22 protein-coding genes and 2 pseudogenes are annotated in these 26,222 nt (G+C 70.0%); 8 read left to right on the top strand and 16 right to left on the bottom strand.

Features of this window, described 5'->3' with window-relative positions:
* Positions 1–578: pseudogene (locus tag ACX28W_RS38445) on the top strand (hypothetical protein); the annotation flags it as partial.
* Positions 579–723: 145 nt separating this feature from the next.
* Complete coding sequence (locus tag ACX28W_RS38440) at positions 724–1,401, top strand: class F sortase (protein ID WP_459004755.1); 678 nt, start codon at positions 724–726, stop codon at positions 1,399–1,401.
* A gap of 29 nt (positions 1,402–1,430) precedes the next feature.
* On the opposite strand, the gene ACX28W_RS38435 is transcribed toward ACX28W_RS38440, so the two are convergent.
* Complete coding sequence (locus ACX28W_RS38435; RefSeq protein WP_459004754.1) at positions 1,431–2,657, bottom strand: PP2C family protein-serine/threonine phosphatase; 1,227 nt, start codon at positions 2,655–2,657, stop codon at positions 1,431–1,433.
* A gap of 23 nt (positions 2,658–2,680) precedes the next feature.
* On the opposite strand from ACX28W_RS38435, the pseudogene ACX28W_RS38430 reads away from it, so the two are divergent.
* A pseudogene (locus ACX28W_RS38430) lies at positions 2,681–2,918 on the top strand (MFS transporter); the annotation flags it as partial.
* Positions 2,919–2,973: 55 nt separating this feature from the next.
* Positions 2,974–3,369, top strand: a complete 396-nt coding sequence (locus ACX28W_RS38425) for a GtrA family protein (protein WP_459004760.1) — start codon at positions 2,974–2,976, stop codon at positions 3,367–3,369.
* 24 nt (positions 3,370–3,393) lie between these two features.
* On the opposite strand, the gene ACX28W_RS38420 is transcribed toward ACX28W_RS38425, so the two are convergent.
* Complete coding sequence (locus tag ACX28W_RS38420) at positions 3,394–4,656, bottom strand: alpha-L-fucosidase (protein ID WP_459004752.1); 1,263 nt, start codon at positions 4,654–4,656, stop codon at positions 3,394–3,396.
* Between the two features lie 208 nt (positions 4,657–4,864).
* Between ACX28W_RS38420 and ACX28W_RS38415 the strand changes: the two genes are divergently transcribed.
* Positions 4,865–7,846 (top strand): carbohydrate binding domain-containing protein, encoded by a 2,982-nt coding sequence (locus ACX28W_RS38415; protein WP_459004751.1) that lies wholly within the window; start codon positions 4,865–4,867, stop codon positions 7,844–7,846.
* A gap of 290 nt (positions 7,847–8,136) precedes the next feature.
* Positions 8,137–8,553, top strand: coding sequence for an SseB family protein (locus ACX28W_RS38410; RefSeq protein ID WP_459004749.1), 417 nt, complete (start codon positions 8,137–8,139; stop codon positions 8,551–8,553).
* A 26-nt stretch (positions 8,554–8,579) separates the two neighbouring features.
* Here ACX28W_RS38410 and ACX28W_RS38405 read toward each other — a convergent pair whose 3' ends face one another.
* The 9 genes from ACX28W_RS38405 to ACX28W_RS38365 all read right to left on the bottom strand — a co-directional run bounded on the left by ACX28W_RS38405 (position 8,580) and on the right by ACX28W_RS38365 (position 17,750).
* The gene (locus tag ACX28W_RS38405) at positions 8,580–9,953 is read right to left on the bottom strand and encodes an FAD-binding oxidoreductase (RefSeq protein ID WP_459004748.1); all 1,374 of its coding nucleotides are present in this window, start codon (positions 9,951–9,953) and stop codon (positions 8,580–8,582) included.
* Positions 9,950–11,104, bottom strand: coding sequence for an acyl-CoA dehydrogenase family protein (locus tag ACX28W_RS38400; protein ID WP_459004747.1), 1,155 nt, complete (start codon positions 11,102–11,104; stop codon positions 9,950–9,952). The genes ACX28W_RS38405 and ACX28W_RS38400 overlap by 4 nt, the downstream gene beginning before the upstream one ends.
* Positions 11,101–12,105, bottom strand: a complete 1,005-nt coding sequence (locus ACX28W_RS38395) for an ABC transporter substrate-binding protein (protein WP_459004746.1) — start codon at positions 12,103–12,105, stop codon at positions 11,101–11,103. Before ACX28W_RS38395 ends, ACX28W_RS38400 begins: the two co-directional genes overlap by 4 nt.
* Positions 12,106–12,132: 27 nt before the next feature.
* Entirely contained in the window at positions 12,133–13,233 is a 1,101-nt protein-coding gene (locus tag ACX28W_RS38390; protein ID WP_459004744.1) for an LLM class flavin-dependent oxidoreductase, read from the bottom strand.
* 44 nt (positions 13,234–13,277) lie between these two features.
* Positions 13,278–14,249, bottom strand: a complete 972-nt coding sequence (locus tag ACX28W_RS38385; RefSeq protein ID WP_459004742.1) for an ABC transporter substrate-binding protein — start codon at positions 14,247–14,249, stop codon at positions 13,278–13,280.
* Positions 14,246–15,016 (bottom strand): ABC transporter ATP-binding protein, encoded by a 771-nt coding sequence (locus ACX28W_RS38380; RefSeq protein ID WP_459004740.1) that lies wholly within the window; start codon positions 15,014–15,016, stop codon positions 14,246–14,248. Before ACX28W_RS38380 ends, ACX28W_RS38385 begins: the two co-directional genes overlap by 4 nt.
* Positions 15,017–15,031: 15 nt before the next feature.
* Positions 15,032–15,928, bottom strand: a complete 897-nt coding sequence (locus ACX28W_RS38375) for an ABC transporter permease (protein WP_459004738.1) — start codon at positions 15,926–15,928, stop codon at positions 15,032–15,034.
* A gap of 260 nt (positions 15,929–16,188) precedes the next feature.
* Positions 16,189–17,031: a sulfurtransferase gene (locus ACX28W_RS38370; RefSeq protein ID WP_459004736.1), complete on the bottom strand. Its 843-nt coding sequence runs from the start codon at positions 17,029–17,031 to the stop codon at positions 16,189–16,191.
* Positions 17,028–17,750, bottom strand: a complete 723-nt coding sequence (locus tag ACX28W_RS38365) for an alpha/beta hydrolase (RefSeq protein ID WP_459004735.1) — start codon at positions 17,748–17,750, stop codon at positions 17,028–17,030. The genes ACX28W_RS38370 and ACX28W_RS38365 overlap by 4 nt, the downstream gene beginning before the upstream one ends.
* Positions 17,751–18,102: 352 nt before the next feature.
* Here ACX28W_RS38365 and ACX28W_RS38360 point away from each other — a divergent pair, with 352 nt between their 5' ends.
* Positions 18,103–18,951 (top strand): LysR family transcriptional regulator, encoded by an 849-nt coding sequence (locus tag ACX28W_RS38360; protein ID WP_459004734.1) that lies wholly within the window; start codon positions 18,103–18,105, stop codon positions 18,949–18,951.
* 14 nt (positions 18,952–18,965) lie between these two features.
* Here the strand turns inward: ACX28W_RS38360 and ACX28W_RS38355 are convergent, their stop codons facing one another.
* The 5 genes from ACX28W_RS38355 to ACX28W_RS38335 form a co-directional block, all read right to left on the bottom strand.
* Entirely contained in the window at positions 18,966–19,361 is a 396-nt protein-coding gene (locus ACX28W_RS38355; RefSeq protein ID WP_459004733.1) for a MarR family winged helix-turn-helix transcriptional regulator, read from the bottom strand.
* Between the two features lie 309 nt (positions 19,362–19,670).
* Positions 19,671–20,702 carry a LacI family DNA-binding transcriptional regulator gene (locus tag ACX28W_RS38350; RefSeq protein ID WP_362074864.1) on the bottom strand — a complete coding sequence of 344 codons (1,032 nt, stop codon included), beginning with the start codon at positions 20,700–20,702 and terminating at the stop codon, positions 19,671–19,673.
* The gene (locus tag ACX28W_RS38345; protein WP_459004732.1) at positions 20,699–21,604 is read right to left on the bottom strand and encodes a carbohydrate ABC transporter permease; all 906 of its coding nucleotides are present in this window, start codon (positions 21,602–21,604) and stop codon (positions 20,699–20,701) included. The genes ACX28W_RS38350 and ACX28W_RS38345 overlap by 4 nt, the downstream gene beginning before the upstream one ends.
* Positions 21,601–22,524: a carbohydrate ABC transporter permease gene (locus ACX28W_RS38340; RefSeq protein WP_459004731.1), complete on the bottom strand. Its 924-nt coding sequence runs from the start codon at positions 22,522–22,524 to the stop codon at positions 21,601–21,603. Before ACX28W_RS38340 ends, ACX28W_RS38345 begins: the two co-directional genes overlap by 4 nt.
* Entirely contained in the window at positions 22,521–23,840 is a 1,320-nt protein-coding gene (locus ACX28W_RS38335; protein ID WP_459004730.1) for a type 2 periplasmic-binding domain-containing protein, read from the bottom strand. Before ACX28W_RS38335 ends, ACX28W_RS38340 begins: the two co-directional genes overlap by 4 nt.
* Before the next feature lie 186 nt (positions 23,841–24,026).
* Here ACX28W_RS38335 and ACX28W_RS38330 point away from each other — a divergent pair, with 186 nt between their 5' ends.
* On the top strand, positions 24,027–26,048 hold the full coding sequence (locus ACX28W_RS38330) for a beta-galactosidase (RefSeq protein ID WP_459004729.1): 2,022 nt from the start codon (positions 24,027–24,029) through the stop codon (positions 26,046–26,048).
* Positions 26,049–26,222: the final 174 nt, after the last annotated feature.

Raw genomic sequence — 26,222 nt, 5'->3', positions numbered from 1 at the left:
ACGACGAGGACAAGGACGACGACGAGGACGACGACGACAACGGCAAGGACAAGGACGACGACGACAACGGCAAGGACAAGGACGACGACGACAACGGCAAGGACAAGGACGACGACGACAACGGCAAGGACAAGGACTACGGCAAGGACAAGCCGAACGGTGGCGTGCACACCGGTGGTGGTGCCCTCACCGTGCTGAACGAGGACGACTGGAGCAAGGACAAGGACGACGACTGGAGCAAGGACAAGGACGAGGACAAGGACTCGGACAAGGACTCGGACAAGGACTCGGACTACAGCAAGGACGAGGACAAGGACTCGGACTACAGCAAGGACGAGGACAAGGACTCGGACTCGGACTCGGACTACGGCAAGGACGAGGACAAGGACTCGGACTACGGCAAGGACAAGGACGACGACTCCGACTACGGCAAGGACAAGCCCAGCGGTGGCGTGCACACCGGTGGCGGTGGGCTCGCCAACCCGGCGGTCACGGCCGGCGGCCTGGCCGCGCTGGCAGTCGCCGCCACGGGCTTCTACGCGGTGCGCCGCAAGAACTCGGTCAACGGCGCGTCCTGACCTATGCCCGACGACATAGCAGTCGTGGCCGCCGCCTTCACATAGGGCGGCGGCCCGGCTCGCTTGCTTCCTTCCTTCCTTTTCTTCCTTCCTTTTCTTCCTGCTGTACCCGCTCTGCTGCCGTGTCCCAGTGAGGTGGTGCCCGATGGCATCCCGATTGTCTTCCCCTACCCATACCCAGACCGACTTGGCGCCGCCCGAGCAGAGCTCTCGCCCAGGCGTGCCGTTGATCGTGTGGTTCGCCGGGATCCTGATCCTGGCGCTGAGTCTTTTCGGCGGCCATGACGAGCCGTCCAGCGCCTCCCGTACGCCTGGCGCCTCGGCGGCGCTCGCGCCGCCGTCGTCGATCGCCGGGCCGAAGGGAAAGCATCTGCCGCGGTCCAAGCCGACGCGGCTGCTCATCCCGAAGATCTCGGTGGACGCACCTTTCACCGACCTCGACATCGACTCGTCGGGCCAGCTCGAAGCTCCGCCCTCCGACGACGTGAACCTGGTCGGCTGGCACGCCGACGGCGCGTCCCCGGGGGAGTTGGGTACCTCGATCATCGCCGGGCATGTCGACACGAAAACGGACCCGGCGGTGTTCGTAGGGCTCGATGAACTGAAGAAGGGGGACACCTTCAAGGTGAAAAGGGCCGACGGGCGCACGGCCTCCTTCGTCGTCGACAGTGTCGAGACGTTCGCGAAGGACGACTTCCCGGACCGGCGTGTGTACGCCGACACCCCCTCGGCCCAGGTCCGGCTGATCACCTGCGCTGGCGACTACGACCGCGATGTCAAGGACTACACCGAGAACCTGGTGGTCTTCGCCCACCTCACCTGAACCGCCGGCAGCGGTCACCAGGGCGCGGGTCAGCGTTCTGAGGGTGGGGATGATCCGCTGCCGTGGAGTCGCTGGTGGCCGTTGACGGAGCGGGACATGAGGTGCGGTCGGTGGAGGTGGTGAGAGGCGGTGCGCTGGATGACCAGCAGGGCGGCGTCGTCGGCGGGCTGGTCGCCGATGTGGGTGATCAGGTCGTCGTGGATGCGGCGGAGCAGGGCGTCGGGACCGCAGGCGGGGAAGGAAGCGACCCGCTCGGCGAGTGGGTAGAAGGCGCCCTCCGGCGAGCGGGCTTCGATGACGCCATCGGTGTAGAGGAGGAGGACGTCGCCGGTTTCGAAGGCGAACGGGTCGGGGCGGTGGCTCGAGGCGGGCAGCTCGGACATGCCCAGTGGGGGTACGGAGCGGCGCGCGTGCAGGACCGTGACCTCGTGATCGTGCAGCAGCAGGGGCGGGGGATGACCGCAGTTGATCATCTCCCCCTGTGGGTCCTGGTCGGAGATGTCGAGTATGAGCGCGGTGACGAAGTGCTCGCCGGGATCGTGCTCGGTATCGGCCACCTCCTCGAGGTCGCGGGACACGCTCACCTCGAGCGCGGCCGTGAGCTCGGGGAGGGTGTCACACCGGTGGGCGCCCTCGCGGAACGCGCCCAGTACCACCGATGCCTCTCCGATGGAAGCCAGCCCCTTGCCGCGGACATCGCCGATGATCACTCGGGTGGAGGGGTGGGCGGCGCGGGCGACCGCGAACAGGTCGCCACCGATATGGGTCTCGTCCTCGGCGGCCAGATAGAGCCAGGCCACGCGCAACGGCCCGATCCGGCGGGGTGGAGGCCGCAGCAGAACCCGCTGCGCTGTCTCCGCCACCGAGCGCGCCCGGCTCAGCTGCCGGGCACGCCGCTCCTGTACGAGGCGGACGAAAACCACCAGGACGGAGAGTACGGACAGAGCGATGATCTGCGCGATGTGGTTGGCCGTAGTCAGCCCGCCGTGAAAGATCGCGATGAAAACCTGCGCGGCCACAGCCAGCACCCCGACCAGAGCGGTCTGCCGGGGCCCCGCGACGGAGGCGGTGAGCGCGGGCGCTATGACCAGCAAAGGACCGAGGTGGATGGTGGTCGGGGAGTGGATGTCCACCACGGTGATCACGACGATCAGCGCGAGCGGGATCAGCACCAGCCCGCGGCCCGACGGCTGCTCCACGAGGCGGTCCACTGATACGCGCCGGACACCCACGTAGCCCATTTTGCGCCTGATCACCGGGCTCCTGCTCCCCGGCGCACTGCAGGGGCGTGTTCGACCCGGTCTTCGCCGCCTACCGGCTCGAGCGGACGGAGGCGGACCGAGTCGTCCGCACCCTGTCCGCGTGGTCGATCACCGGCAAAGCCACGATCGCGGCGATGACCGCGCTGTGGGGCCTGCCGGCCGGCTTCACCAGTTCCCCGCACGGCGATCGCGATCGCCGGTCTCCTGACGACCCCGCTGCTTCTTCGGGGGCTCCGCCTGCCCGTGTTTCAATGAAGAAGACATGATCGGACGATCCCGCCGCAGCTTCGAAGGGCCACCCCTGTCCACCATGCCGAGGCATACGCCGGCCGGTCGGCCGATGGTTGGTCAGTTCCTGCGGTTCGTCGTGGTCGGCGTGCTCAATACCGCGGTGTACTACGGCCTTTACCTGGCCCTCCTGGTGCTCCTTCCCTATCTGGCCGCCCATCTCCTGGCCTTCACCGGGGCCACGCTCATCTCGTTCTTCCTCAATGCGCGCTTCACCTATCGGACGCGCCCCACCTGGGGGAAGTTCCTGCGTTTTCCGCTGGCCACGGTCACCAACCTCGTGGTCTCCACGGTCGCCCTGCACGTCCTGGTCGAGGTGGGCCACAGCGGGTCCCGGACGGCGGCCCTGCTCGCCTCCGCTGCGGCCGTGCCGTTCACCTTTCTCGCCAGTCGGGCGATCATGGCTCCGGCCTCCTGACGCGGGACCCGGCCGCGTCCCGCGTCAGTCGCGCCCGGTGCCACGATAGAGGTCCAGCTCCCCCTCCAACTCGACGGCGAGCACGGTGGCGTACTCGTCGAGGTCGGCCGCGGCCGGTGCGTCGATCCAGGTCACACCGGGTACGGCGTCGAGGCCGCCGGTGACATGGTGGCCCAGTTCGGTGCCGGTGCCCAGGACCGTGACGCGCTTGACGCTGTTGCGCAGGCCGCGCAGCGAGACGTTGTCACGCGGGGCGTCGAAGCACACCAGGTACAGCGTGCACCGGTCGGCGGACAGGGTGCTGGGACCGTAGTGGTGCCCGGCGGGCAGCCCGGCGACCGTCCCGTACACCGCGTCCGCGTGCCGCCCGATCCATGAGCCGAGTCCCTCCAGGCGCTCGATCTGCTCCTCGGGGATGGTCCCGTCCTCGCGGGGACCGGCGCCGAGCAGCAAGTTGCCGCCCATGCCGATCGTCTCGGTGAAGTAACGCACCAATTGACGCACCGACTTGAAGTCGCGGTCGTGCGGCCGATAGCTCCACGAGTCGTTGATGGTCAGGCACAGCTCCCACGGGCCGTCCGGAGCCTGGAGCGGGGCGCCCTGTTCCGGTGTGGCGTAGTCGCCGCGGCTGAGCATGCGGGCGTTGAGGATGGCGTCGGGGTTGCCCGCGAGGATCAGGTCGGCGAGCTCGTTCATCCGCCACTGTTCCTCGGTGCGCTCCCACTCGCCGTCGAACCAGAGCAGGTCAGGCCGGAAGCGGTCCATGAGCTCGCCGACCTGGCCGTCGCGGTAGGCGAGGTAGCGCTCCCAGGCCTGGGGGTCCTCCTGGCCGGGTTCGGCGTGCGAGTAGGGGCTCGGAGGCTCGCCCGGCCGGACGTGCCGGATGGTGGGGTAGTCGGGGTGGTTCCAGTCGGAGTGCGAGTAGTAGAGGCCGACTTTGAGCCCCCGCTCGCGCAGCGCGTCGACGAAGCCCGTGACCAGGTCGCGGCCGGCCGGCGTGTCCCGGACCACGTCGAGACTGCGGTGGTCGGTGTCCCAGAGGGCGACGCCGTCATGGTGCTTGGTGGTGAGCACGGCGTAGCGGGCGCCGATGCGGGCGAACAGCTCGGCCCAGGCGTCCGGGTCGTAGTGGGACGCGGTGAAGCCTTCGAGCTGTTTCATGTACTGCTCGTGTGTCATCTCGCCCGTGTAGAACGACCAGGACTCGGCTGCCCCGCCCACGGCGTAGACGCCGTAGTGGATGAAGACGCCCAGCTTGGCGTCGGGAAACCAGGGTTGCATCGGCATGTGCCCACGGTAGGAGGCAGGGCCCGCCCGGCGCGTGGGCGCCGGTCACCACTACTGGTCCGTTTTCACCATGGCCTTCGGGGGCTGCGAGATCTCTTTACGTCGCTGTCATGTACCTGTAGCTTCCGCGCTGCAAGGACTTACAGGAACTTGCCGGTTCTTCTTGCATGGCAACTCCCCACTCACCGCCCCGCTTTGGAGACGCCTCATGAACCCCAGGAGACGCACGCCCCGACGCCCACCGCGCCGCTCGCTGGTGGCGTTCGTGGCGGCGATCGGTCTACTAGGACCCATCTCGCCGGACGCGGACTCCGTCCCCATGGCGAAGACGGCCGCGGCCGCTACCAACACGGCGACCGTCTTCTACTACACGAAGACGAAGAGCTGGCCGGCCACGTATCTGCACTACGCGCCGGACGGCGGCTCCTGGACCACCGTGCCCGGCACGCAGATGGAATCGGCCTGCACGGACTGGGTGAAGAAGACCGTCGACCTCGGTTCGGCCACCGGTCTGCAGGCCACCTTCAACAACGGCAGCGGCACCTGGGACAACAACGGTGGCAACAACTACGCGCTGGGCACCGGCACCATCACCGTCAAGGACGGAGTGATCGCGCACAGCGACCCGTGCGCCGACACCGGCACCGGCAGTGGAAACCAGGCCACCGTCTACTACTCCACCGCCACCTCCGGCTGGACCACCGCCAACATCCACTACGCGCCCACGGGCGGCTCCTGGACGACGGTCCCCGGTGTCGGCATGGAGAGCGCCTGCACGGGCTGGTGGAAAAAGACCCTCGACATCGGTACGGCGACATCACTGAAGGCCGCCTTCAACAACGGCAACGGCGTCTGGGACAACAACAACAGCGCCGACTACACGATCGCGACCGGCACCACGACCGTGAAGGACAGGACGGTCACGGCGAACGCCGAGGACCCGTGTGCCGCCGTGCCGCCGGACACCCAGGCGCCGACCGCACCCACCAACGTCACCGCGAGCGCCACCAACACTTCGGTGGTGGTGAGTTGGAATGCGTCGACCGACAACACGGCGGTGACGAAGTATCAGATCACTCGCACGGGCGGCACCAAGGGCACGGTCGTCACCGACATCGCCTCAACGGTGCACTCCGACACGGGACTTGAGGAGAACACCACCTACACGTACACCGTGAAGGCCGTCGACGCGGCCGGGAACACCTCGCCCGCCTCCGCCGAGGCCGCCGCGACGACCGGCGAGCAGGCACCCGAACCCGCATCCGGTACCCCGTTGGGAACGGACCCCCGCAAGGACCCGATCTACTTCGTCCTCACCGCCCGCTTCCACGACGGCGACAGCTCCAACAACCGCGGCGGCAGCCAGCACACCAAGTCCGGCAACGCGGCGGGCAACGACCCCATGTTCCGCGGCGACTTCAAGGGCCTGGTCGACAAGCTCGACTACGTCAAGGCGCTCGGCTTCTCGGCGGTCTGGGTCACGCCGGTGGTCCTCAACCGCTCGGACTACGACTACCACGGCTATCACGGCTACGACTTCTACAAGGTGGACCCGCGGTTGGAGTCGGCCGGCGCCTCCTACCAGGACCTGATCAACGCCGCGCACGCCAAGGGTATGAAGATCTACCAGGACGTGGTCTACAACCACAGCTCCCGCTGGGGTGCCAAGGGCCTGTTCACGCCGACCGTGTACGGCGTCCGCGACTCCCAGTGGAGCTGGTACTACGACGAGACGAGCGACGGCTTCGAGTACGACGGTCTGACGGTCGAGCCAAAGTCCGGGAAGTCGTACTACAACGGCGACCTGTGGTCGACGACGGAGCCCTCCGGCAACACCTGCCTCAACTGGGGCACGCCCACCGGCGGCAAAAGTGCCGAGGGCTACACGCTCTACAACTGCCAGTGGCCCAGCCCCACTTCGGGCATGTTCCCGAAGGCTCTCTACCACCAGTGCTGGATCGGCAACTGGGAGGGCGAGGATGCCCGCTCCTGCTGGCTGCACGAGGACCTCGCCGACTTCAACACCGAGAACACTGCCGTCCAGAACTACCTCATCGGCGCCTACGACAAGTACATCGACATGGGCGTCGACGGCTTCCGTGTCGATACGGCCGTACACATCCCGCGCGTGACCTGGAACCGCCGTTTCCTGCCCGCCATCCACGACCGGGTCACCCAGAAGTTCGGCACCGAGGCCGCGAAGAACTTCTTTGTCTTCGGCGAGGTCGCGGCCTTCGTCAACGACAAGTGGAACCGAGGCTCCGTGAACCACTCGGCGCAGTTCTACACCTGGAAGGAACGTAAGGAGTACAGCGCCGACGACGAGGCGGCGGCCCTGGAGCAGTTCACCTACGAGAACAACCTCGGCACCGGCAACCAGCCGACCTCCACCAACGCCTTCCTCAACGGAAACAGCTACCACACGCCCGACCGCAGCCAGTTCTCCGGCATGAACATCATCGACATGCGTATGCACATGAACTTCGGCGACGCGCAGAACGCCTACAGCAACGGCAAGGACTCGGACGACTCCGTCAACGACGCCACGTACAACGTCGTCTACGTCGACAGTCACGACTACGGTCCGAACAAGTCGAGCACTCGCTACAGCGGCGGCACCGACGCCTGGGCCGAGAACATGGCGCTGATGTGGACCTTCCGCGGTATCCCGACCCTGTACTACGGCTCGGAGATCGAGTTCCAGAAGGGCAAGCAGATCGACTGCGGCCCGACCTGCCCACTGGCGTCCACCGGCCGCGCGTACTACGGCGACCACCTCGCCGGATCCGTCACGGCCGCCGACTTCGGGCAGGTCGACTCGGCGAGCGGCGAGGTCGCGACGACGCTCGCCCAGCCGCTGGTCAAGCACCTTCAACGGCTGAACCAGATCCGCCGGGCGATACCGGCCCTGCAGATGGGCCAGTACTCCACCGACGGCATCAGCGGCTCCATGGCCTACAAGCGCCGTTACACCAGCGGCTCCACGGACAGCTTCGCGCTCGTCACGGTCACCGGCGGCGCGACGTTCACCGGCATCCCGAACGGGACCTACACCGACGCCGTCACCGGCGCCGTACAGACCGTCTCGAACGGGACGCTGTCCGTGGCGGCCCCCGGGAAGGGCAATCTCCGGGTGTACGTGCTGAACGGTCCCGGGAAGATCGGGAGCGACGGTCCGTACCTGAAGTAGCCGGGTGGGGCCCGGACACTCGAAGTCCGGGCCCGACACCCGCGTCAGATGCGGTCGGCCGCGATCAGCAGGGACGCCGCGACGATCTGGTCGCACGTCGGACCCACCGGAACCGCTCGCCCATCGCGTCGGTCGCGACCGTCTCGGGCTGCCCTCGGACGACATCCCGCTCATCCCGTGACCGGAGAGGGACGAGGATTGCCTCGCCCCCGGGTGGGTACGCGACGAGTGCCATGCCCGGGACCACACGCGTCCCGGGCAGCCCGCCAGCCACTACCCGGAGATCCGTCATGAACACGCCTTCGAACGACCACCCCCGGCCCATCGACGCGACGCCGGCCCAGGAAGCCCTGGACACCCTCGCCGAGCACCGCGGGGACGCGGCGGCACTGGCCACGCTGGCCGCCAGCGATGTGCTGGTCCCCGTGCCGGACGACGCCGAGGAGGAGACCGCCACCGATCCCGCGGCCGTCGCGCTGCCCGTTCTGGAGCAGCCGGGAGGGGAGCAGGTGGTCCCGGTGTTCACCTCGGAGCCGGCGATGGCCGAACTGCTGCCGTTCGTCTCCCGCTACCGCCTGGTTCCGCTGGGCGCGCTCGCGTCCCAGTGGCCGTCCGGCGATCTGTCGCTCACCATCGATCCGAGTTCGCCGCACGGTCTGACCTTCGACTCCGAGGGCGTACGCACCCTGCTGGCCGGGCGCGCCTGACAGCCGACCGCCACGAGGGAGCGCCTCTACAGGCCCTTGCCCGGATTGAGAATGCCCAGCGGATCGAAGGCGTCCTTGATCCGCCGCTGCAACGTGTGCGCCACGGGCCCCAGCTCGTCCGCCACCCATTGTCGCTTCAGGACCCCCACACCGTGCTCGCCCGTCAGGGTGCCGCCCAGGCGCAGCGCCAGGGCGAAGATCTCACCGGCCGCCTCCCAGGCCGCGTCGGGCAGGCCCGGCAGCGAGGGGTCCACGACGATGATCGGGTGCAGGTTCCCGTCCGCCGCGTGCGCGATGGTGAAGACAGGTACGTCATGGCGTACGGAGATGGCGCGGATCTCCCGCACCGCCTCCGCCAGCCGGGAGCGGGGCACCGCGATGTCCTCGATCAGCGGGCGGCCGAGGCGCTCCAGCGCGGGCAGCGCGAGCCGCCGGGCGGCGAGCAGCGTCTCGGCCTCGGCCGGGTCCGACGTCGTCTCGACCGTCGTGGCCCGCGGCGCGAGGAGCCGGCCGACCGCCGCCGCCTCGGCCGCCGCGCCCGCGCCGTCGCACTGCACCAGCAGCAGGGCCGCGCCGCGCTCCCGCAGCGCGGGGTCGATCGCGTGCAGCACCGGCCCGTCGACCAGCTCCGCCAGCGCGGGCTCGACCCCGGCCCGCCCGATGGCGTACGAGGCCTCGGCGGCCGCTTCGAAGGAGGCGAAGTACGCGGCGAGCGTGGCCGTCGCCACGGGGACGGGCCGTAGCCGCACCGTCGCCGAGGTGATCACCGCGAGGGTGCCCTCGGAGCCGGTGAGCAGGGCCGTGAGGTCGTAGCCGGTGACGCCCTTGACCGTACGGCGGCCGGTGCGCACGACCGTGCCGTCCGCGAGGACCGCCTCCAGGCCCAGCACGCTGTCCCGGGTCACCCCGTACTTGGCGCAGCGCAGCCCGCCCGCGTTGGTCGCGATGTTCCCGCCGATCGTGGACAGGGCCGCGCTCGCCGGATCGGGCGCGTAGCGCAGCCCGTGCGCGGCGGCGGCGCGATCCAACTCGGCGGTGATCACGCCGGGTTCCACGACCGCGAGCTGGTCGTCCGGCGACAGTTCGAGGATGCGGTTCATCCCGGCCAGATCGAGGACGAGGGCGCCCTCACCGGCTGTGGCCCCGCCCGAGAGACCGGTGCCCGCGCCGCGCGGGACCACCGGCACACGCAGCGCGTGCGCGTGCCGGAGGGTGACGGTGACGTCCTCGGTCCGCCGGGCATGGACGACCGCCGCCGGGATGCCGTCGGGCCGGGTGCCGGAACGGTCGGTGGCGTACCCGGCGAGGGTGACCGGGTCCGTGGTCAGCCGGTCGGGAGGCAGGTCACGGGCGAGGAGGCCCAGAAGCCGGGCGGACGTGGTGGTCGCGGGTGCCGTCACAGGTCCAGTGCCTTCGTGTCGCTCAACGCCTTCGTGTCGCTCAATGCCTTCGTTCCGATCGTGAGCAGGGAGATGTCCTCCTGGGGCGCGTGCACGGGAGCGCACTGGATGTCGCGGAAGTGCCGTTCCAAGGCATTCCGGCGGGACAGCCCCGGGTTGCCGAGGAGACGCACGGCCAGCTCCACGGCCCGCACCCCGTGCCGGTCGGCCAGCACGCGCGCCCCGAGTGCCTGTTCGGGGGTGTACGAGGGGTCGTCGGCGTCGACTCGGGCCGCACCGTCGAACACCAGCTGCTCCGCCGCGGCGAGCAGCACCTCTATCTCCCCGGCCGCCCGCCGGAAGCGTTCCGTACGGGCCACCGGATGACCGAGATTGGCGGGCACGCGCGCGTGGGCGAACGTGTGGAAGAAGGCCTGCGCCGACCGGGCGACACCCAGGTAGAGCGCCGCGAGCGGGAGATGGACGGCGGCCCCCGCGCGGTTGTCCTGCTCGGCGGCGGGGCCGTGCGGGCCGAGGCCGACCACATACTCGTACGGGATCTCCACCTCGCGGAACGTCACGTCGTGACTGCCGCTGGCGCGCAGCCCCAAGTGGTCCCACCGGTCGGTGATCCCGATGCCGGGGGAGCCACCGGGGACGAGGAAGGTGCCCACGCGAGGCTCCGGCTCGTCCGTCGTGGCCCACACCAGGAACCAGTCGAGCCCGTCGGCGCCCGTCACGAACCGCTTCGTACCGCTGACCGACCAGCCGTCGGCGGTGCGGCGGGCGCGCGTGGCGGGCAGGCCGCCCCGCGCGGGGGAGCCCAGGTCGGGCTCCACGCGCGCGTGGTTGATGAGAACGGGCCGCTCCTCGGATTCCTTGAGCACGCGCGCGTAGAGCTCGTCGGGCCAGTGCGGCTGGGCGGCCTGCCGGGCGTGGGTGATGAGCGTCATCGCCGAGATCAGGGCGACGGAGGGGTCGCCCTGGCCGAGCGCGTGCAGGATACGGGCGGTCTCGGCGACCCCGGCGCCCGGGCCGCCGTACCGCTCGCCGACGGTGGCGGTGAGCAGTCCGGCCTCGTGGACGGCCTGGAGGGACTCGGCGGGGAAGGCGGCCGAACGGTCGTAGCCGGGGGCCAGTTCTGCCAGCCTGGCCGTCACGTGCGCGGTCACAGCGCCTGCTTCAGGTCGTCGTTCAGCTCGCGGGACCAGAAGGACTTGACGTCCAAGGGGGACTTGAGCGCGCCGAGTTCGGTGAAGACGTCGGCCACCTTCTGCTGCGAGGCGACCGTGTCGTCGCCCACCGTCCGGGCCTGCGTCGGCTGCTGCGCCTGCTGGGCGCGGAAGTCCTTCTCCGCCTGGGCCAGGGGCTGGTGGGTGGTCTCCGCGATCACCTTGGCGAACGCGGTCTGGCGGCCGTCACGGACATACGCGTACGCCTTGGTGATCCGGGCGATCAGATCGGCGGTGGCGGCCCGCTGGGCGGGGCTGCCCAGCACGCTCTCCCGTGCCGACCAGAGGAAGTTCCCGGAGAGGATGTCCTTGCCGGTGCCGACGGTGACGGCACCCTGCTGATGGGCGGTGATGATCGACGTGCCGTACGAGGCGAAGGCGTCGATGCCGCCGCCGTTCAGGGCCGCGAGTCCGTCGTTGGGCAGGAGGGGCTTGGCGTCGATGTCGGACCACTTCAGGCCCGCCTGCTTCAGCAGCTCGTACAGGAAGTAGTGCGCGGTGGTGTTCTGGACGTAGCCGACCTTCTTGCCCTTCAGGCCCGCGATGTCGGTCACCTCGGAGCCCTTGGGGACGACGACCTCCTGATTGAGGGTCGTGCCGCGCTGCACGGCGACCACCTTGAAGTTGGGCTCGCCGTCGGCCGCCGCGAAGATCGGCGGGATCTCGCTGGAGGAGGCGAGGTCGAGGGCTCCGGCCCGGATGGCCTGGAGCTGCTGGTCACCGCCTTGGAAGAGGCTCCACTTGACGTCGTACGGGGTGTCGTCGAGGTGGGCGAACTTGAGGATCGCCTCCTCCGACTTCCAGCCGGTCGCACCGACCTTCAAGGTCACGGAGGACACGTCGGACGAGGTTTCGGCCTTCGCCGCGCCGCCGCAGGCCGCCGCGAAGGGCAGCAGGAGGGCGAGGGCGGCGGCGGACGCGCGCAGGGTGTGACGGAACACGGAATCTCCATGAGGTATCAGAGGGGATCAGGCGGCCTGGGTGGTCGCGGCGCGGTGGGCGAGCTCCTGCCGGACCAGCGGCAGGACATGACGGGCGTAGTCGATCGCGTCGTTGAGCGGGTCGTATCCGCGGATCGACAGCAGGTCGCAGCCGATGTCGACGTAGTCGAGCAGGGCCCGCGCGACCGTCTCCGGGGTGCCGACCAGCGCGGTCGAGGCGCCCGCGGCGTTGGTGGCGACGGCCGGGGCCGTCCACAGGCAGCGGTCGTGCACCTCACCCCGCTCGGCGATGTCGAGGAGCCGCTGCGAGCCGACGTTGGCCGGTCGCCCGGCCGTCCGGTAGTGGCGCAGCAGCTCGGTTCCCGCCGCCTGCTCCTTGAGGACACCGAGCGTGCGGTGCGCCTTCTCCCAGGCCAGCTCCTCGGTGGGCGCGATGATCGGGCGGAACGACACCCAGATACGGGGATGGGGGCGCCCGGCGGCGTCGGCGACCGCGTTGACGGCCGCGATCTGCTCCGCCGTCTCCTTCAGCGGCTCGCCCCACAGTCCGAAGATGTCGCCCTGCTGCCCGCCCACCCGGTAGGCGTCCTGCGAGGAACCGCCCACCGAGATCGGGACGAGCCCGTGGACCGGCCGTACGTCGGAGTGGAAGCCCTCGAACCGGTAGTGCTTGCCCTCGTGCGAGACCGGCCCGTCCGCCGTCCACACCTTCCGCAGGATCTGGATGTACTCGTCCGAACGCTCGTACCGCTCCGTCTTGTTGAGGTAGTCCCCTTCCCGGCGCTGCTCCTCGTCACTGCCGCCGGAGATGATGTGCACCGACAGCCGGCCGTTGCTGATCCGGTCCAGCGTCGCGAAGGCGCGGGCGGCGTGCGTGGGGAAGATGACGCCGGGCCGGTGCGCCAGGACCGGCCGGATGCGCTCGGTGTGCGTGGCGACGAACTGGGCGAGCTGGAGGGCGTCCGGCGACGCCGAATGGTAGGCGACCAGGGTGTGGTCGAAGCCCCCGTCGTCCAGGGCGCGGGCGTAGCGGCGTACGTAGTCGGGGTCGAAGCCGGTACGCGCACTGGCGGCGGGACCGGACGCTCCCGAGTCGGTGTGGACGGCACTGATGAACTCGACGGGCATGACGGACTCCCTGCTGTCTACGGTCACTTGGAGGCTGTTGAAGGTCACTTGAGGACGGACGCGTCGGCCGACTTCGCCACGTCGACGTTCGGGTCGAGAACACCGATGCCGTGCATCAGGTCGGCCACGTCCTGGACCGTGCCGTTCACTTCGGACGTGATCGGCAGGACCTTGCTGTACGCGGCGGAGGCGAGCGTCTTCGCGATGGCGGGGTCGGCGCCGTTGCGCTGCTCGATCGCGGTGGCGTACGCGTCCTGGTGCGTGCTCGTCCAGTCCAGGGCCGTACCGAGCCGCTCGAGGAAGTCGCCGAGCGCGGCCTTCTTCGCGGGGCTCGCGAGCGCCTTCTCGGAGGCGCCGATGAAGCCGTACCCGCTGATGCGCCCGTCGGCACCGTCGACGAGCAGCCGGCCGCCCTGCTCCAGACCGACGGCCTGGTAGACCCCGAAAGTCGCCCAGACCTCGATCTTCCCGGAGGAGAAGGCGGCCTGCGCGTCGGTCGGCAGCAGGTACTGCACCGTGACGTCCGAGTAGGAGAGGCCGTTCTGCTGGAGCACGTTGGCGAGCAGATACTCGGCGATGCTGCCCTTCGCCGAGGACACCACGACCTTCTTGCCCTTGAGGTCCTTGACGCTCTTCACCTCGGAGTCCTCGCGGACGACGATCCCGGTGTGATGGCCGTCGTTCTTGAGGGCGGCCACGTTCTTGAACTTCACGCCGCCGCTGAGCGCCTGGAGCGCGGGCAGGTCGGCGGAGTACGAGGTGTCGGCGGCGCCCGCCTGCACGGCCTGGTAGAGCGGGGCAGCGCCCTCGAACTCCGCCCACTTCACCTTGTACTTGGCGCCCTTGAGCGCGTCGGAGGCGGCGACGATCGTCTGGAGGGTCTTGGCCTGGTCGCCGATGGTGAGAGTGACCTGGTCCTGGCTCCCCGCCGCGTCCGCGGCGGAGTCTGCGCCGCAGCCGGTGAGCGCCAGCAGGGCGGAGAGGCTCAGTGCGGCGGCGGCGAATCTGCGTATCACGAGGGGTTCCCTTCAAGGGCCTTGGCGTCGGCCAAGGTGTGGGTGGGGGAGAGGGCGGGTGCGGGGGTGACGCCGAGCCAGCCGAGGAGGCGGGCGCGGAGGGTGACGAACTCCGGCGAGGTCAGATCGCGGGGGCGGGGCAGGTCGACGGTGAGGTCGTGGGCGATGCGCCCCTCGTCCATCACCAGCACGCGGTCGGCGAGCAGCAGCGCCTCCTCCACGTCATGCGTGACCAGGAGGATCGCGCAGCCGTGCCGCTGCCACAGCTCGGCGACCAGCTGCTGCACCTTGCCCCGGGTGAGCGCGTCCAGGGCGCCGAACGGCTCGTCCAGCAGCAGGAGTTCGGGCTCACGGACGAGAGCGCGGGCGAGCGAGACGCGCTGTGCCTGCCCGCCGGAAAGGGTCTTCGGCCAGACCAGTGCGCGTTCCGCGATGCCCACCTCCTCCAGGGCCCGCTGGGCGAGCGCCCGGTCGGGCCGTCCGGGCAGCCCGAGGACGACGTTGCGCCAGACCTTCAGCCAGGGCAGCAGCCGCGGCGACTGGAACGCGGCGCTGCGCCGCGCGGGCACGGTCACCTCGCCGCCGATCTCGTCGTCGAGCCCGGCGAGGATCCGCAACAGCGTCGACTTGCCGCAGCCGCTGTGCCCGAGCAGGGCCACGAACTCGCCCGCACGGATGTCGAGGTCGAGGTCGTGCAGGACCGTGTTGCCGTCGAAGGCCCGCGAAAGCCCGCGGATTTCCACGCTGTCGGTGATGTTCCTGGTCATGTTCCCGGCCATGGGTTACGCCTCGCCCTCGAAGTTGGCGCGCCAGCTCAGCAGGCGGCGCGAGAGGATCCGTACGGCGAAGTCGCAGGCGAGGCCGAGCAGCGCGTACACGGCGAGGCAGAGCACGATGATGTCCGTGCGGAAGTACTGCTGGGCGTTGCTCATCAGATAGCCGAGCCCGGCGTCGGCGTTGATCTGCTCGGCGAAGACGAGGGCGAGCCAGGCGGTGGAGAGCGCGTACCGCAGGCCCACGAGTGCCCCCGGGAGCGCGCTCGGCAGGATCACGTACCGGATCAGACCGAGCCTGCCGAGCCCCATCATCCGTGCGGCCTCGACGAGTTGGGCGTCGGTGGAACGGATGCCGCCGTAGATGTTGAAGTACAGCGGATACGTCACGCCGAGCGCGACCAGGGCGACCTTGGGGGTCTCCTCGATCCCGAACCAGACGATGAACAGGGGGATCAGCCCCACCCAGGGGATCGCCCGGAACATGCCCATCGAGGAGTCGATGACGTCCTCACCGAGCCGGAACAGCCCGGCCAGCAGGGACAGTGCGAGCGCGACTGCCGCGCCGATGAGGAACCCGGTGGCGGCCCGGCGGCCCGACGCGGCGATGGCGCTGGGCAGTTCACCGTTCTTCGTCAGGTCGACGGCCTGGCGCAGGACGTCCACGGGTGAGGCGAGGACGGACTCGGGGAGAACGCCGATGGCCGAGGTCACGAACCAGAGGAGTACGAGGCCCACGGGGCCGGCGGCGCGGCGCACGGAACGGGGCACGGTGCGGCGGCGGGTGGTGCGGGCGGTGCCGCGGAGGGTGACGCGGGGGGCGGGTTGTGGAGCAGGGGTGGTGGGGATGTCGGTCTCGGCGCGGGACAGCACGGGGGCTGTCGCACCGAGCGGTTTCGTCGTCATGTCAGAGCATTCCTCTCGCGTCGCCTCAGGACGGGTAGGGCCTGTCCGGCGGATCAGGTCGGAGGGAAGTAGCGGCGCCTTGTCAGCGCGGGTGAGCGGGGTGTGGTGCGTCGAGCTGCAAGGCGGAGGAGGGCGTCGACGCGATGGGGGTCCCCCCTGTTCGAGCGAAGCCGAGAACTTGGGGGAGTCGGCAACCGACGACAACGCCGCAGATCGGCGTGCCAGACCCCGCGTCTCCGGCATGATCCGCCGGACAGGCCCTAGGGGCCGGTCGCGGCGGGGCGGGCGGGATCGGCGGACCAGGCGGACCAGGAACCGGGGAAGAGCGAGGCCTCGTAACCCGCGAGGGCCAGTGCGGCGATCTGGTGGGCGGCGGTGACGCCGGAGCCGCAGTAGACGCCGATGCGGGCGCCGTTGTCCGCGCCCTTGCCCGCGAACCTCTTGCGCAGCTCCTCGGGCGACAGGAACGTCCCGTCGGCCGCGAGATTCTCCCCGGTCGGTGCGGACACGGCACCCGGGATATGACCCGCGCGAGGGTCCACCGGCTCCACTTCACCGCGGTACCGCTCGGCGGCGCGGGCGTCCAACAGCAGTCCGAAGGAGGCGAGTTCGGCCGCTCCGTCCGCGTCCGTGACGGGCAACCCGCCCGGCCGCAGTACGACATCACCGGGTGGCGGATCCGCGGGTACGCCGGATTCCAGCGGCAGCCCCGCCGACCGCCAGGCCCCCAACGCCCCGTCGAGCAGCGTCACGTGAGCGACACCCGCATGGCGCAGAAGCCACCATGCCCGTGCCGCGGCCGTGTTCCCCAGGTCGTCGTACACCACGACGGACCGGCCATCGCTGATGCCCCAACGCCGGGCCGCCGCCTGCAAGTCGGCCGGATCCGGCAGTGGATGCCGCCCGCCTTCCGGGCTCGGTCCCGCGGCCAGCTCGGTGTCCAGATCGACGTACACCGCACCAGGAAGGTGCCCGTCCGCGTAGTGGTCGCGGCCGTGCGGATCGCCCAGCGCCCAGCGGACGTCCAGGAGCACGGGCGGGGCGTCGGAGCGAAGCAGGGCGTCGAGTTCGGCGACGGTGGTGGTCACCTGAGCGGCGGTCATGCGAGGCCCTCGGCGATCAGGGGGAGTTCGGGGGAGAGGCGCAGCCGCTCCAGGAAGAGGACGACCGCGGCGGCGGCCGTGCGGTGCGAGGCGTCGTTGAGTACGTCGTGACGGCCGCCGTTGAACGTCACCGTCCGTACGCCGGAGTGACCCGCGTACACGCTCAGCGCCTGCTCGACGGGGCTGACCCTGTCGTCCCCGCCGTGCAGGGCGAGCACCGGGACCCGTACGAGGTCGAGGCGGAGCTCCGGCGGATCCGCCGCTTCGCCGAGCGCCCCGCGCCGGAAGTCCGGGTCGTGGGCGAGTCGCGCCTGGTGGGTGGGGCAGGCGGTGCGTGCCTCGACCTCGGCGTCCCAACTCTGCGGGGTCCAGGGGCCGGTGGGCAGACCGGCGAGGATCAGCGCGTCGATCCCCGCCGTCCGCTCGGCGGCGAGATGGGCGGCGTACTGCGCCCCCGTGTCCGAACCGACGACGACCTTGGGTCCCGGCAGCGACTCGTCGGCGAGGAGTTTGGCCGCCTGGTCGAGCACGGACGGGTCGTCGGCCGGATCGCCGAGGGCGCGGACGCGGTAGGCGTCGAAGGCGAGCCGGCGGCCGAACCGCTCGTACACGCCGCCGTGCTCACCGCGCCCGGCCAGCACGATGAGCGTGCCGCGCGCGGCGAGGCCTTCCGGTTCGTTCCACGATGATGCGTTCCAGGGCGGGGCGGATGCGGGCATGAGGGGGCAACTCCCTTGGGAGGGCGGATATACGGGGGTACGAGCGCGCGGCTCAGGACCCGGTGTCACGTGTCAGGAACGACGACGGACGACCAGGGAGAGGGGGAGCGGAGGAAGGCACACCGCGCGCGTCAGTGACGGCCGGCGGAATGCCTCAGGAGATCAACGACAGCGCGTGCTGCTCGCCACGCCGAAGTCGATGACTCGGCGCTGCGTCAGAAAGGCAGCGGAAGCGGTCGTGTGAAGCATGACCTCATCATGACGGTCCGTGGCCGCCCGCGTCCAACGACGATTCCGCATCGAAACCGATCAGCAATCGCGATCGATGCCGAATGCGGGCTACGGTCATGGCATGCCCCAACCTGTCCTCGACATCGTGGCCCTGCGCAGCCTGACCGCGATCGCCGACTGCGGCGGCTTCCACCGCGCGGCCCGCTCCCTCGCCCTGAGCCAGTCCGCGGTCAGCCAGCATGTGCGCAGGCTGGAGAAGACGCTCGGCCGCCCGGTCGTGGAACGCGAGGGTCGCGGCATGCGGTTCACCCCCGAGGGGCGGCTGCTCGTGGAGCAGGCCCGTCGCATCCTCGCCGTCCATGACGAGGCGGTGCGCGCCCTGCTCGACGTGGACGGCGACACCGTCACCATCGGCTCCACCGAGCACGCCGCCGACCAGTTCCTGCCCCGGCTGACCGCGGCCGTCCAGGAGGTGCGCCCCGGCTGCCGGGTGCGCTTTCGCATCGACCGCTCGGCCCGCCTCGTCGAGGCTGTGGAGCGCGGCAGCGTGGACGTCGCGGTGTACGTCACGGAGGCCGCCGCGACCGAGGGCACTCCCGTCGGCGGCCTGCCCCTGACCTGGCACGCCACGCCCGGCTGGGAGCCGCCCACCGCGCCCGCTCCGGTCCCGCTGGTGGCCATCGCGGATCCGTGCGCGATCCGTCGCCGGGCCATCGCCACTCTCGCCGCCCACGGCGTCCCGGCGACGGTGGTCGGCGACGCCGGCTATCTGGCGGGTGTCCTCGACATCGCCCGCACCGGCCAGGGTGTGGCCCTGCTCGCCGCGGTCGGCTCCGCGCCGGACGGCCTCACCCCCTGCGACGCGCTACCTCCGGTCACGCCGATCCCCATGAGCGCGCTGGCCCGCCCCGGCGCGGACCCGGCGACGGTCACGGCCGCCTTCGACGCCGTACGGGATCTGCTGCGCTGACGCGACGGGTGTCGTCAGTCGTCCAGCATGCGGGCCAGCACCGCGCGTTGCAGGGGGCGCACCTCGGTGTGCAGGTCGCGCCCCTTGCGGGTGAGCGCGACCGATACCCCGCGTCGGTCCTCCAGGCAGACGGAGCGTTCCACCAGCCCGTCCTTCTCCAGCCGACCGATCAGCCGGGACAGGGCACTCTGGCTCAGATGGACGCGATCGGCGATGTCCTGCACCCGGCACTGTTCGCCCGTGCCCGCGAGCTCGCCCGAGGCGAGGATGTCGAGCACCTCGAAGTCGCTGGCGCCGAGACCGTGCGGATGCAGCGCGCGGTCGATCTCGCACATCGTGCGCGCGTGCACCGACAGGATGTCCCGCCACTGGTCCTCGAGTCGGACCTCATCCGCCGTGTTCGCTGCCATATCTGCACGGTAACAGAGCTCCCGGCATTAATTGAGAGTGCAACTAGTGTGGTCGCGTCGCCTTGCCGCCGCACACCTGTCGGGGGAGTGCCGGGTGTCCGCTCGGATCCGGACCAAGCGCCACGGGGGATGGTGATCACGTCCGGGGCGCCTGGCGTGTCGGCGCATGAGAGTGGCGGCGACGCAGGCACCGTGTGCCCGGGCGGCCAGTGGCGCCATGGGGTCCTCGAGAGCCCGACTCCGACGCCGCGCCGGTCACGTCCCGGCCCCGCAGAACTCCCCCCCGTTCCACGGGTGGCCCGCACTGCCTCAGGTGGAGTCGCGCCGCACCAGTTCCGTCGGCAGGATCACGGCCGCCGGATCCTCGCCCCCTATCTGCGCGAGCAGCACCCGCACCATCTCGGCGCTGATCCGGTCGTAGGGCTGCCGGATGGTCGTCAGCTGGGGGCGGGCGGCCAGGGCGGCCGAGGAGTCGTCGAAGCCGCCGACCGCGACGTCCTGAGGGACCCGGCGGCCGGCCTTGTGCAGCGCGGCCAGCACACCCTGCGCCATCAGGTCGGAGGCGACGAACACCGCGTCCATGTCCGGGGCGTTCTTGAGGAGCTGCTCGGCGCCGGCCTCGCCGCTCGCCCGGCTGTAGTCGCCGGAGGCGACGAGTCGGTCGTCGGCCTCGAAGCCCGCTTCGGCGAGCACCTCACGGTAGCCCGCGAGTCGCTCGACACCGCCGGGGGTGTCGAGCGGTCCCGTGACCATGCCGATCCGGCGACGGCCGAGGGCCACCAGGTGCTTGACCATGTCGCGGGCACCGTCCCGGTCGTCCGCGGCGACATAACTCACCTTGGACCCCAGACCGATGGGCTTGCCGCAGGCGACCAGCGGCACACCCGCCTCGCCCAGCTGCTCGGCGACCGGATCGCCGGAGTGACTGGAGACCAGCAGCACCCCGTCCACGTGGCCCGCGGTGATGTACCGCGTTATGCGGCGTCGTTCGTCCTCGGTGCCGGCGAGCATCAGCAGGAGGGGAATGTCGTGCGCGGCCAGGGCCTGCGTGCAGCCGCGCAGCAGGACATTGAAGTTCGGGTCCTCGAAGAACCTCTCCTGGGGCTCGGTCAGCAGAAAGCCGATCGAGTCGGAGCGGCCGGTGATCAGCGAACGGGCGTGCCGGTTCACGACGTAGCCGGTTCTGCGGATGGCGGCGTTGACCGCCTCCTGTGCCGCGGGGCTCACGTAGTGTCCGCCGTTGAGCACCCGCGACACCGTGCCCCGCGACACGCCGGCCTCTCGCGCGACGTCATGGATCGTCGGCGGTTTGCGCCGGCCCCCCGCGTTGGTCATGGTCACGACTTTACGGCTCCCGAGAGGAGATCGAGACTCCAGAAACGCTGGATGACCAGGAACAGTGCGATCAGCGGAATGATCGCGAGCAGCGCTCCCGTGATCACCAGCGTATACAGCGCCGGGGTGTTGGAGCCCTGTTCGAGCAGCGTGAACAGACCGAGGGTGATCGGGAACTTCTCGTCGTCGCTGAGCATGATGTACGGCAGCAGGAAGTTGTTCCACACCGCCACGAACTGGAACAGGAACACCGTCACCAGTCCGGGCACCATCATCGGCAGCGCGATCCGGCTGAAGATCCGCAACTCGCTCGCCCCGTCCATCCGTCCGGCCTCGACCACATCGGCGGGCACGGCGGCGGAGGCGTAGATCCGGGCGAGGTAGACGCCGTACGGCGACAGGACGAGCGGCAGCAGGACGGACGCATAGGAATCCGTCAGGTCCGCCTTCGCCAGCAGCAGGTACTGCGGGATCGCCAAGATCACGGGCGGCATCAGCACACCCGCCATGAGGATGCCGAAGACGGTCTCCCGGCCGCGGAAGCGGTAGATCGCGAGCGCGTAGCCGCTGAACGCCGAGACAGCCGTCGACAGGAGGGCGCCGAGGCCCGCGTAGAGGGCGGAGTTGCCCATCCACTTCCAGTACACGCCCTCGCGGTAGGCGCTCAGATCCTTGACGTTCTGGGTGAAGCCGGAGCCCGGCAGGAACGTGAACGTCGAGAACAGCTCACTGCCCGACTTGGTGGCCGCGATCACCACCCAGGTGACGGGCAGCAGACAGTAGATCGCGCCGAGCAGCAGCGTGAGGGTGGGGGCCAGGGCGATCCGGTGGCGCAGGGGCGGGCGCTGCGCGGTCCCGGGGGTCGTACCCGCGGCCGACGCGGCCTTGCCCACGGCAAGAGAACTCATCGTGCTTCCTCCTGCTTGTTACGGGAGTTCGCGGCCCGCAGGAAGCCGAAGGACACAAGGAGGGTGACGACGGCGATGATCGCCGCTTCCGCGGCGGCCGCGTAGATGTCGCCCTTGCCGAAGGCGTCCTGGTACACCTTCATCAGCGGACTCCAGGTCGTGGAGACGGAGTTGGTGAGGGGTTTGAGGGTGGTCGGCTCGCTGAACACCTGGAGCGTCGCGATGATCGAGAAGAAGAAGGTGAGCACCAGCGAGGGCGCCACCATCGGGATCTTGATCTTCAGTGCGATCTGCAGGGGGGTGGCGCCGTCCAGCTTCGCCGCCTCGTACACCTCGGCCGGGATGGCCTGCAGCGAGGTGTAGATCACGATCATGTTGAAGCCGGTGCCGCCCCAGACCGCGATGTTGGACAGGGCGAAGTACAGCGGACCGCCGTCCAGCAGGTCCGGCTGCGGCATCCCCAGCTTGTCCAGGACGAAGTAGAAGGGGCTGACGTCCGGGAGGTACAGGAAGCCCCACAGGAGCGCGGAGACGACGCCGGGAATGGCGTACGGCAGGAAGATCGCGAGCCGGGTGAAGGGCGCCAGGCGCACCTTGTCCGAGTCGAGCATCAGCGCGAACAGCAGCGCGAGGCCGAGCATCACCGGGACCACGATGGCGCCGTAGCCCACCACGCGCAGCGCGCCGCTCAGCAGCTCGGAGTCGGTGAGGGCGTCCTGGTAGTTCTCCAGGCCCGCCCAGACCTCCGAGCGCGCGCCCGCTCCCAGGCCCAGGCCCTTGACCTGCGCCTTGTGGAGGCTCAGCCAGAGGGCGTAGCCGATGGGGAGCGCGAAGAAGAGGGCGAAGAGGATCGTCGCGGGGAGGAGGAAAGCGTACGGGGCCCCCTTGACCCCGTACGACTTCCGACGTGCGCTGGTCACTCGGCGACCCCGAAGCCCTGCTTCTTGAGGTCGGCGACCGTGTCGTCCTGCATCTTCTTCAAAGCGGCGGTGAAGTCCGACTTGTCCTTGGCGGCCGAGGCGAAGGCGTCCTTGAAGGTCGTGTACGCGACGTTCACGTTCGGGCCCCACGCGGACGGCGCGGTGGTCTTGGCGATCTCCGAGGCCTTCGTGTAGAAGTCCGGCTGGTTGGAGAAGAACGCCGGCGGCTCGGCGAACGCCTCACTGGTCTGCGCGGTGGTGACGGCGGGGTAGATGCCACCCTCCTTCGCCAGCGCGGCCACCGCTTCCGGGTCCGTGTTCAGCCAGGAGGCGAACTTCGCGGCCGCTCCCTTGTGCTGGGAGTCGGTGGTGACGGCCGTCGACGAGCCGCCCCAGCTGCCGGTGACGTTCGAGCTGTCGTCCCACTGCGGCAGCGGGGCCATGGCCCACTTTCCCTCGGTGTCGGGGGCCGCGGTGGTGAGGGTGCCGGGCGCCCAGACCGCGCTCACCCAGGCGATCTGCTTGCCGGTGTTCAGCGCCTTGTTCCAGGACGGCGTGTACATCGGCTGGTTGTCGATCGCGCCCTCCTTGACGAGGTCGCCCCAGAACTTGGCGACCTTCTGTGAGGCCGCGTCGTCGATGCCGACCTTCCACTTGTCGCCCGAGGTCGTCCACCACTGGGCGCCGGCCTGCTGCGCAAGACCGGCGAAGAGGCCGGAGTCGTTGGCGGAGAAGGTGGTCAGGTCCGTGTCCGGGGCCTTCTTCTTCAGCGCGCGGGCGGTCTCCGCGAACTGCTCCCAGGTCGTGGGAACCGTCAGGCCGTACTTCTTGAAGAGGTCCTCGCGGTAGTAGAACATCATCGGCCCGATGTCCTGCGGGATCGCGTACACGGCGTCCGAGCCCAGCGTCGTCTGCTGCCAGACACCGTCGGCGAACTTGCTCTTCGCGTCCTTCGACTCGTCCGCTATGTCGGCGAGCGCGTCATTGCTGACCAGGGTCGGCAGCGCCTGGTACTCGGCCTGGACCAGGTCCGGGGCCTTCTTCGCCTTGTGCGCGGTGAGGATCTTGGTGACCAGCGTGTCGCCGGACGCCTGCTTCTTCACCGTGACGGTGATCTGCTGCTCCTTGCCGGGCCCCTTGTTCCACAGGTCGGCGACCTTGTCCATGCCGGGGGTCCAGGACCAGTAGGTGAGATTGGCCGGCCCCGACTCGGCCGAGCTGTCGTCGTCCGACGAGCCGCACGCCGCGAGCGCGGTGGCGCCGAGCGTGACGGCGATGGAGGTGGCCACGAGGCGACGCAGCTTCGTGTTTGGCATGGATCTATCTCCCCTGAGCTGGGTCCCCGCCTGCTGCGGCGGACCTGCCATGCTTCTGTGAGCGTTCACAGTAGAGAAACATCCCGGACACTTGTCAATGGTTGTTGCAGTGCGGTTATGTTGGCCCTGCGCCGCTGAACCTGTGTGTGCACGTTCCCAAATGTTCGATCCAACGGGAGAAGATCCATGCCGGAGACCACCCCCAGGGGCCTCACCAGGCTCGCCTTCGGTGGGGACTACAACCCCGAGCAGTGGCCGGAAAGCGTCTGGCACGAGGACGTCCGGCTGATGCGCGAAGCGGGCGTCACGATGGTGAGCGTCGGGATCTTCTCCTGGGCGCTGCTGGAACCCGCCCGGGGCGCCTACGAGTTCGACTGGCTCGACCGGCTGCTCGACCTGCTGCACGAGAACGGCATCCACGCCGATCTCGGCACCCCGACCGTCGCCCCGCCCGTCTGGTTCTACCGCGAGCACCCTGACGCGCTGCCCGTGGCCGCCGACGGCACCCGCTATGAATTCGGCTCGCGCGGCGCCATCTGCCACAGCAACACCGACTACCGCGCCGCCGCCGCGGCCATCACCACGCAGCTCGCCACCCGGTACGCCGACCACCCCGCGCTCGCGATGTGGCACGTCCACAACGAGTACGGCGTCCCCGTCTCGGCCTGTTACTGCGACTCCTGCGCCGCCCACTTCCGCCGCTGGCTCGCCCGGACGTACGGGACGGTCGACGCGGTCAACGAGGCCTGGGGAACCGCCTTCTGGGGCCAGCGCTACGCGGGCTACGACCAGATCAACCCGCCGCGCGTCGCCCCCACGGTCGGCAACCCGGCCCAGGCGCTCGACTACAAGCGCTTCGCCGACGAGACCATGCGCGAGAACTTCGTCGCCGAGCGGGACATCCTGCACCGCCTCGCCCCCGGCATCCCGGTCACCACGAACTTCATGACCGCCCTGAGCCAGTGCGACTCCGTCGACTACTGGGCCTGGGGCCGCGAGGTCGACCTCGTCTCCAACGACCACTACCTGATCACCGACGGCCGCCGCACGCACGTCAACCTCGCCATGGCCGCCGACCTCACCCGCTCCGTCGCGGGCGGCGCCCCCTGGCTGCTGCTCGAACACTCCACCTCGGGCGTCAACTGGCAGGCTCGCAACCCCGCGAAGGCCCCCGGCCAGATGGCCCGCAACTCCCTCGCGCATGTCGCGCGCGGCTCCGAGGGTGCCATGTTCTTCCAGTGGCGGCAGTCCCGGCGCGGCGCCGAGAAGTTCCACTCGGCGATGCTGCCGCACGCCGGCACCGACTCCCGGGTGTGGCGCGAGGCCGTCGAACTCGGCGCGTCCATCGACTCGTTGACCTCCGTCCGCGGCACCCGGACCGTCGCCGACGTCGCCGTCCTCTGGGACTGGCACTCCTGGTGGGCGCAGAATCTGGACTGGCGCCCCAGTGAGGACCACGACCCGCGCGAGCGCGCCGACGCGTTCTACGAAGCGCTGTACGACCGCCACCTGACGGTCGACTTCGCCCACCCGGAAGCCGGCTTGTCGGCCTATCCCCTTGTCGTCGTGCCCGCCCTCTACCTGATGACCGAGGCCGCCGGGAACAACCTCAAGGAGTACGTCGAGAACGGTGGCACGCTCGTCGTCTCGTACTTCTCCGGCATCGTCGACGAGCACGACGCCGTGCACGCCGGCGCCTACCCCGGAGCCCTGCGCGACGTACTCGGGCTGACCGTCGAGGAGTTCTCGCCGCTCCTCAAGGACGACCGGGTCCGGATCACCGGCCCCGACGGCTCCGAGCTCACCGGCGACGTGTGGACCGAGTTCGTGGTGCCGCGCGGCGCCGAGACCGTCTGGACGTACGCCGACGGCCTCACCGCGGGCCGCCCGGCCGTCACCCGGCACCGCCTCGGCGAGGGCTCGGCCTGGTACGTCTCCACCCGCCTGGGCGCCCAGGGCCTCGACGCCCTGATCGGCTGGGCGTCCGACGACGCGCGGATCGCACCCCGCGCCGACCTGCCCCGCGACGTCGAAGTGGTGCGCCGCACCGGCGAGTCGGGCACCTTCCTGTTCGCCGTCAACCACACCGGCACCGATGCCAAGGTGCCGCTGGAGACACCCGGCACGGAACTGTTCACGGGTGAACGCGCCGCGGGCCGCCTGTCCGTGCCGGCGGGCGCCGTCAGGGTCGTACGCCTGGACGGGTGAAGCGCACGCCGGACGCGGCGGTCTTGTGCCGAGCTCTACCGCAGGCCGGACGCAAAGGCCTTGTACCGAGCTGTACCGCACGCCGGACACGGCGGCCGCAAACCGCCGCTCCGCACGCCGTACGCGTCAGCCGCTCGACGCGAGGGCTGATCCATCCCCCTCCCTAGACCCCGG

The organism is Streptomyces sp. SD15, from assembly GCF_054462255.1.
Note: the sequence above shows the minus strand (reverse complement) of the source record. Positions and strands in the feature narration are given on the sequence as shown.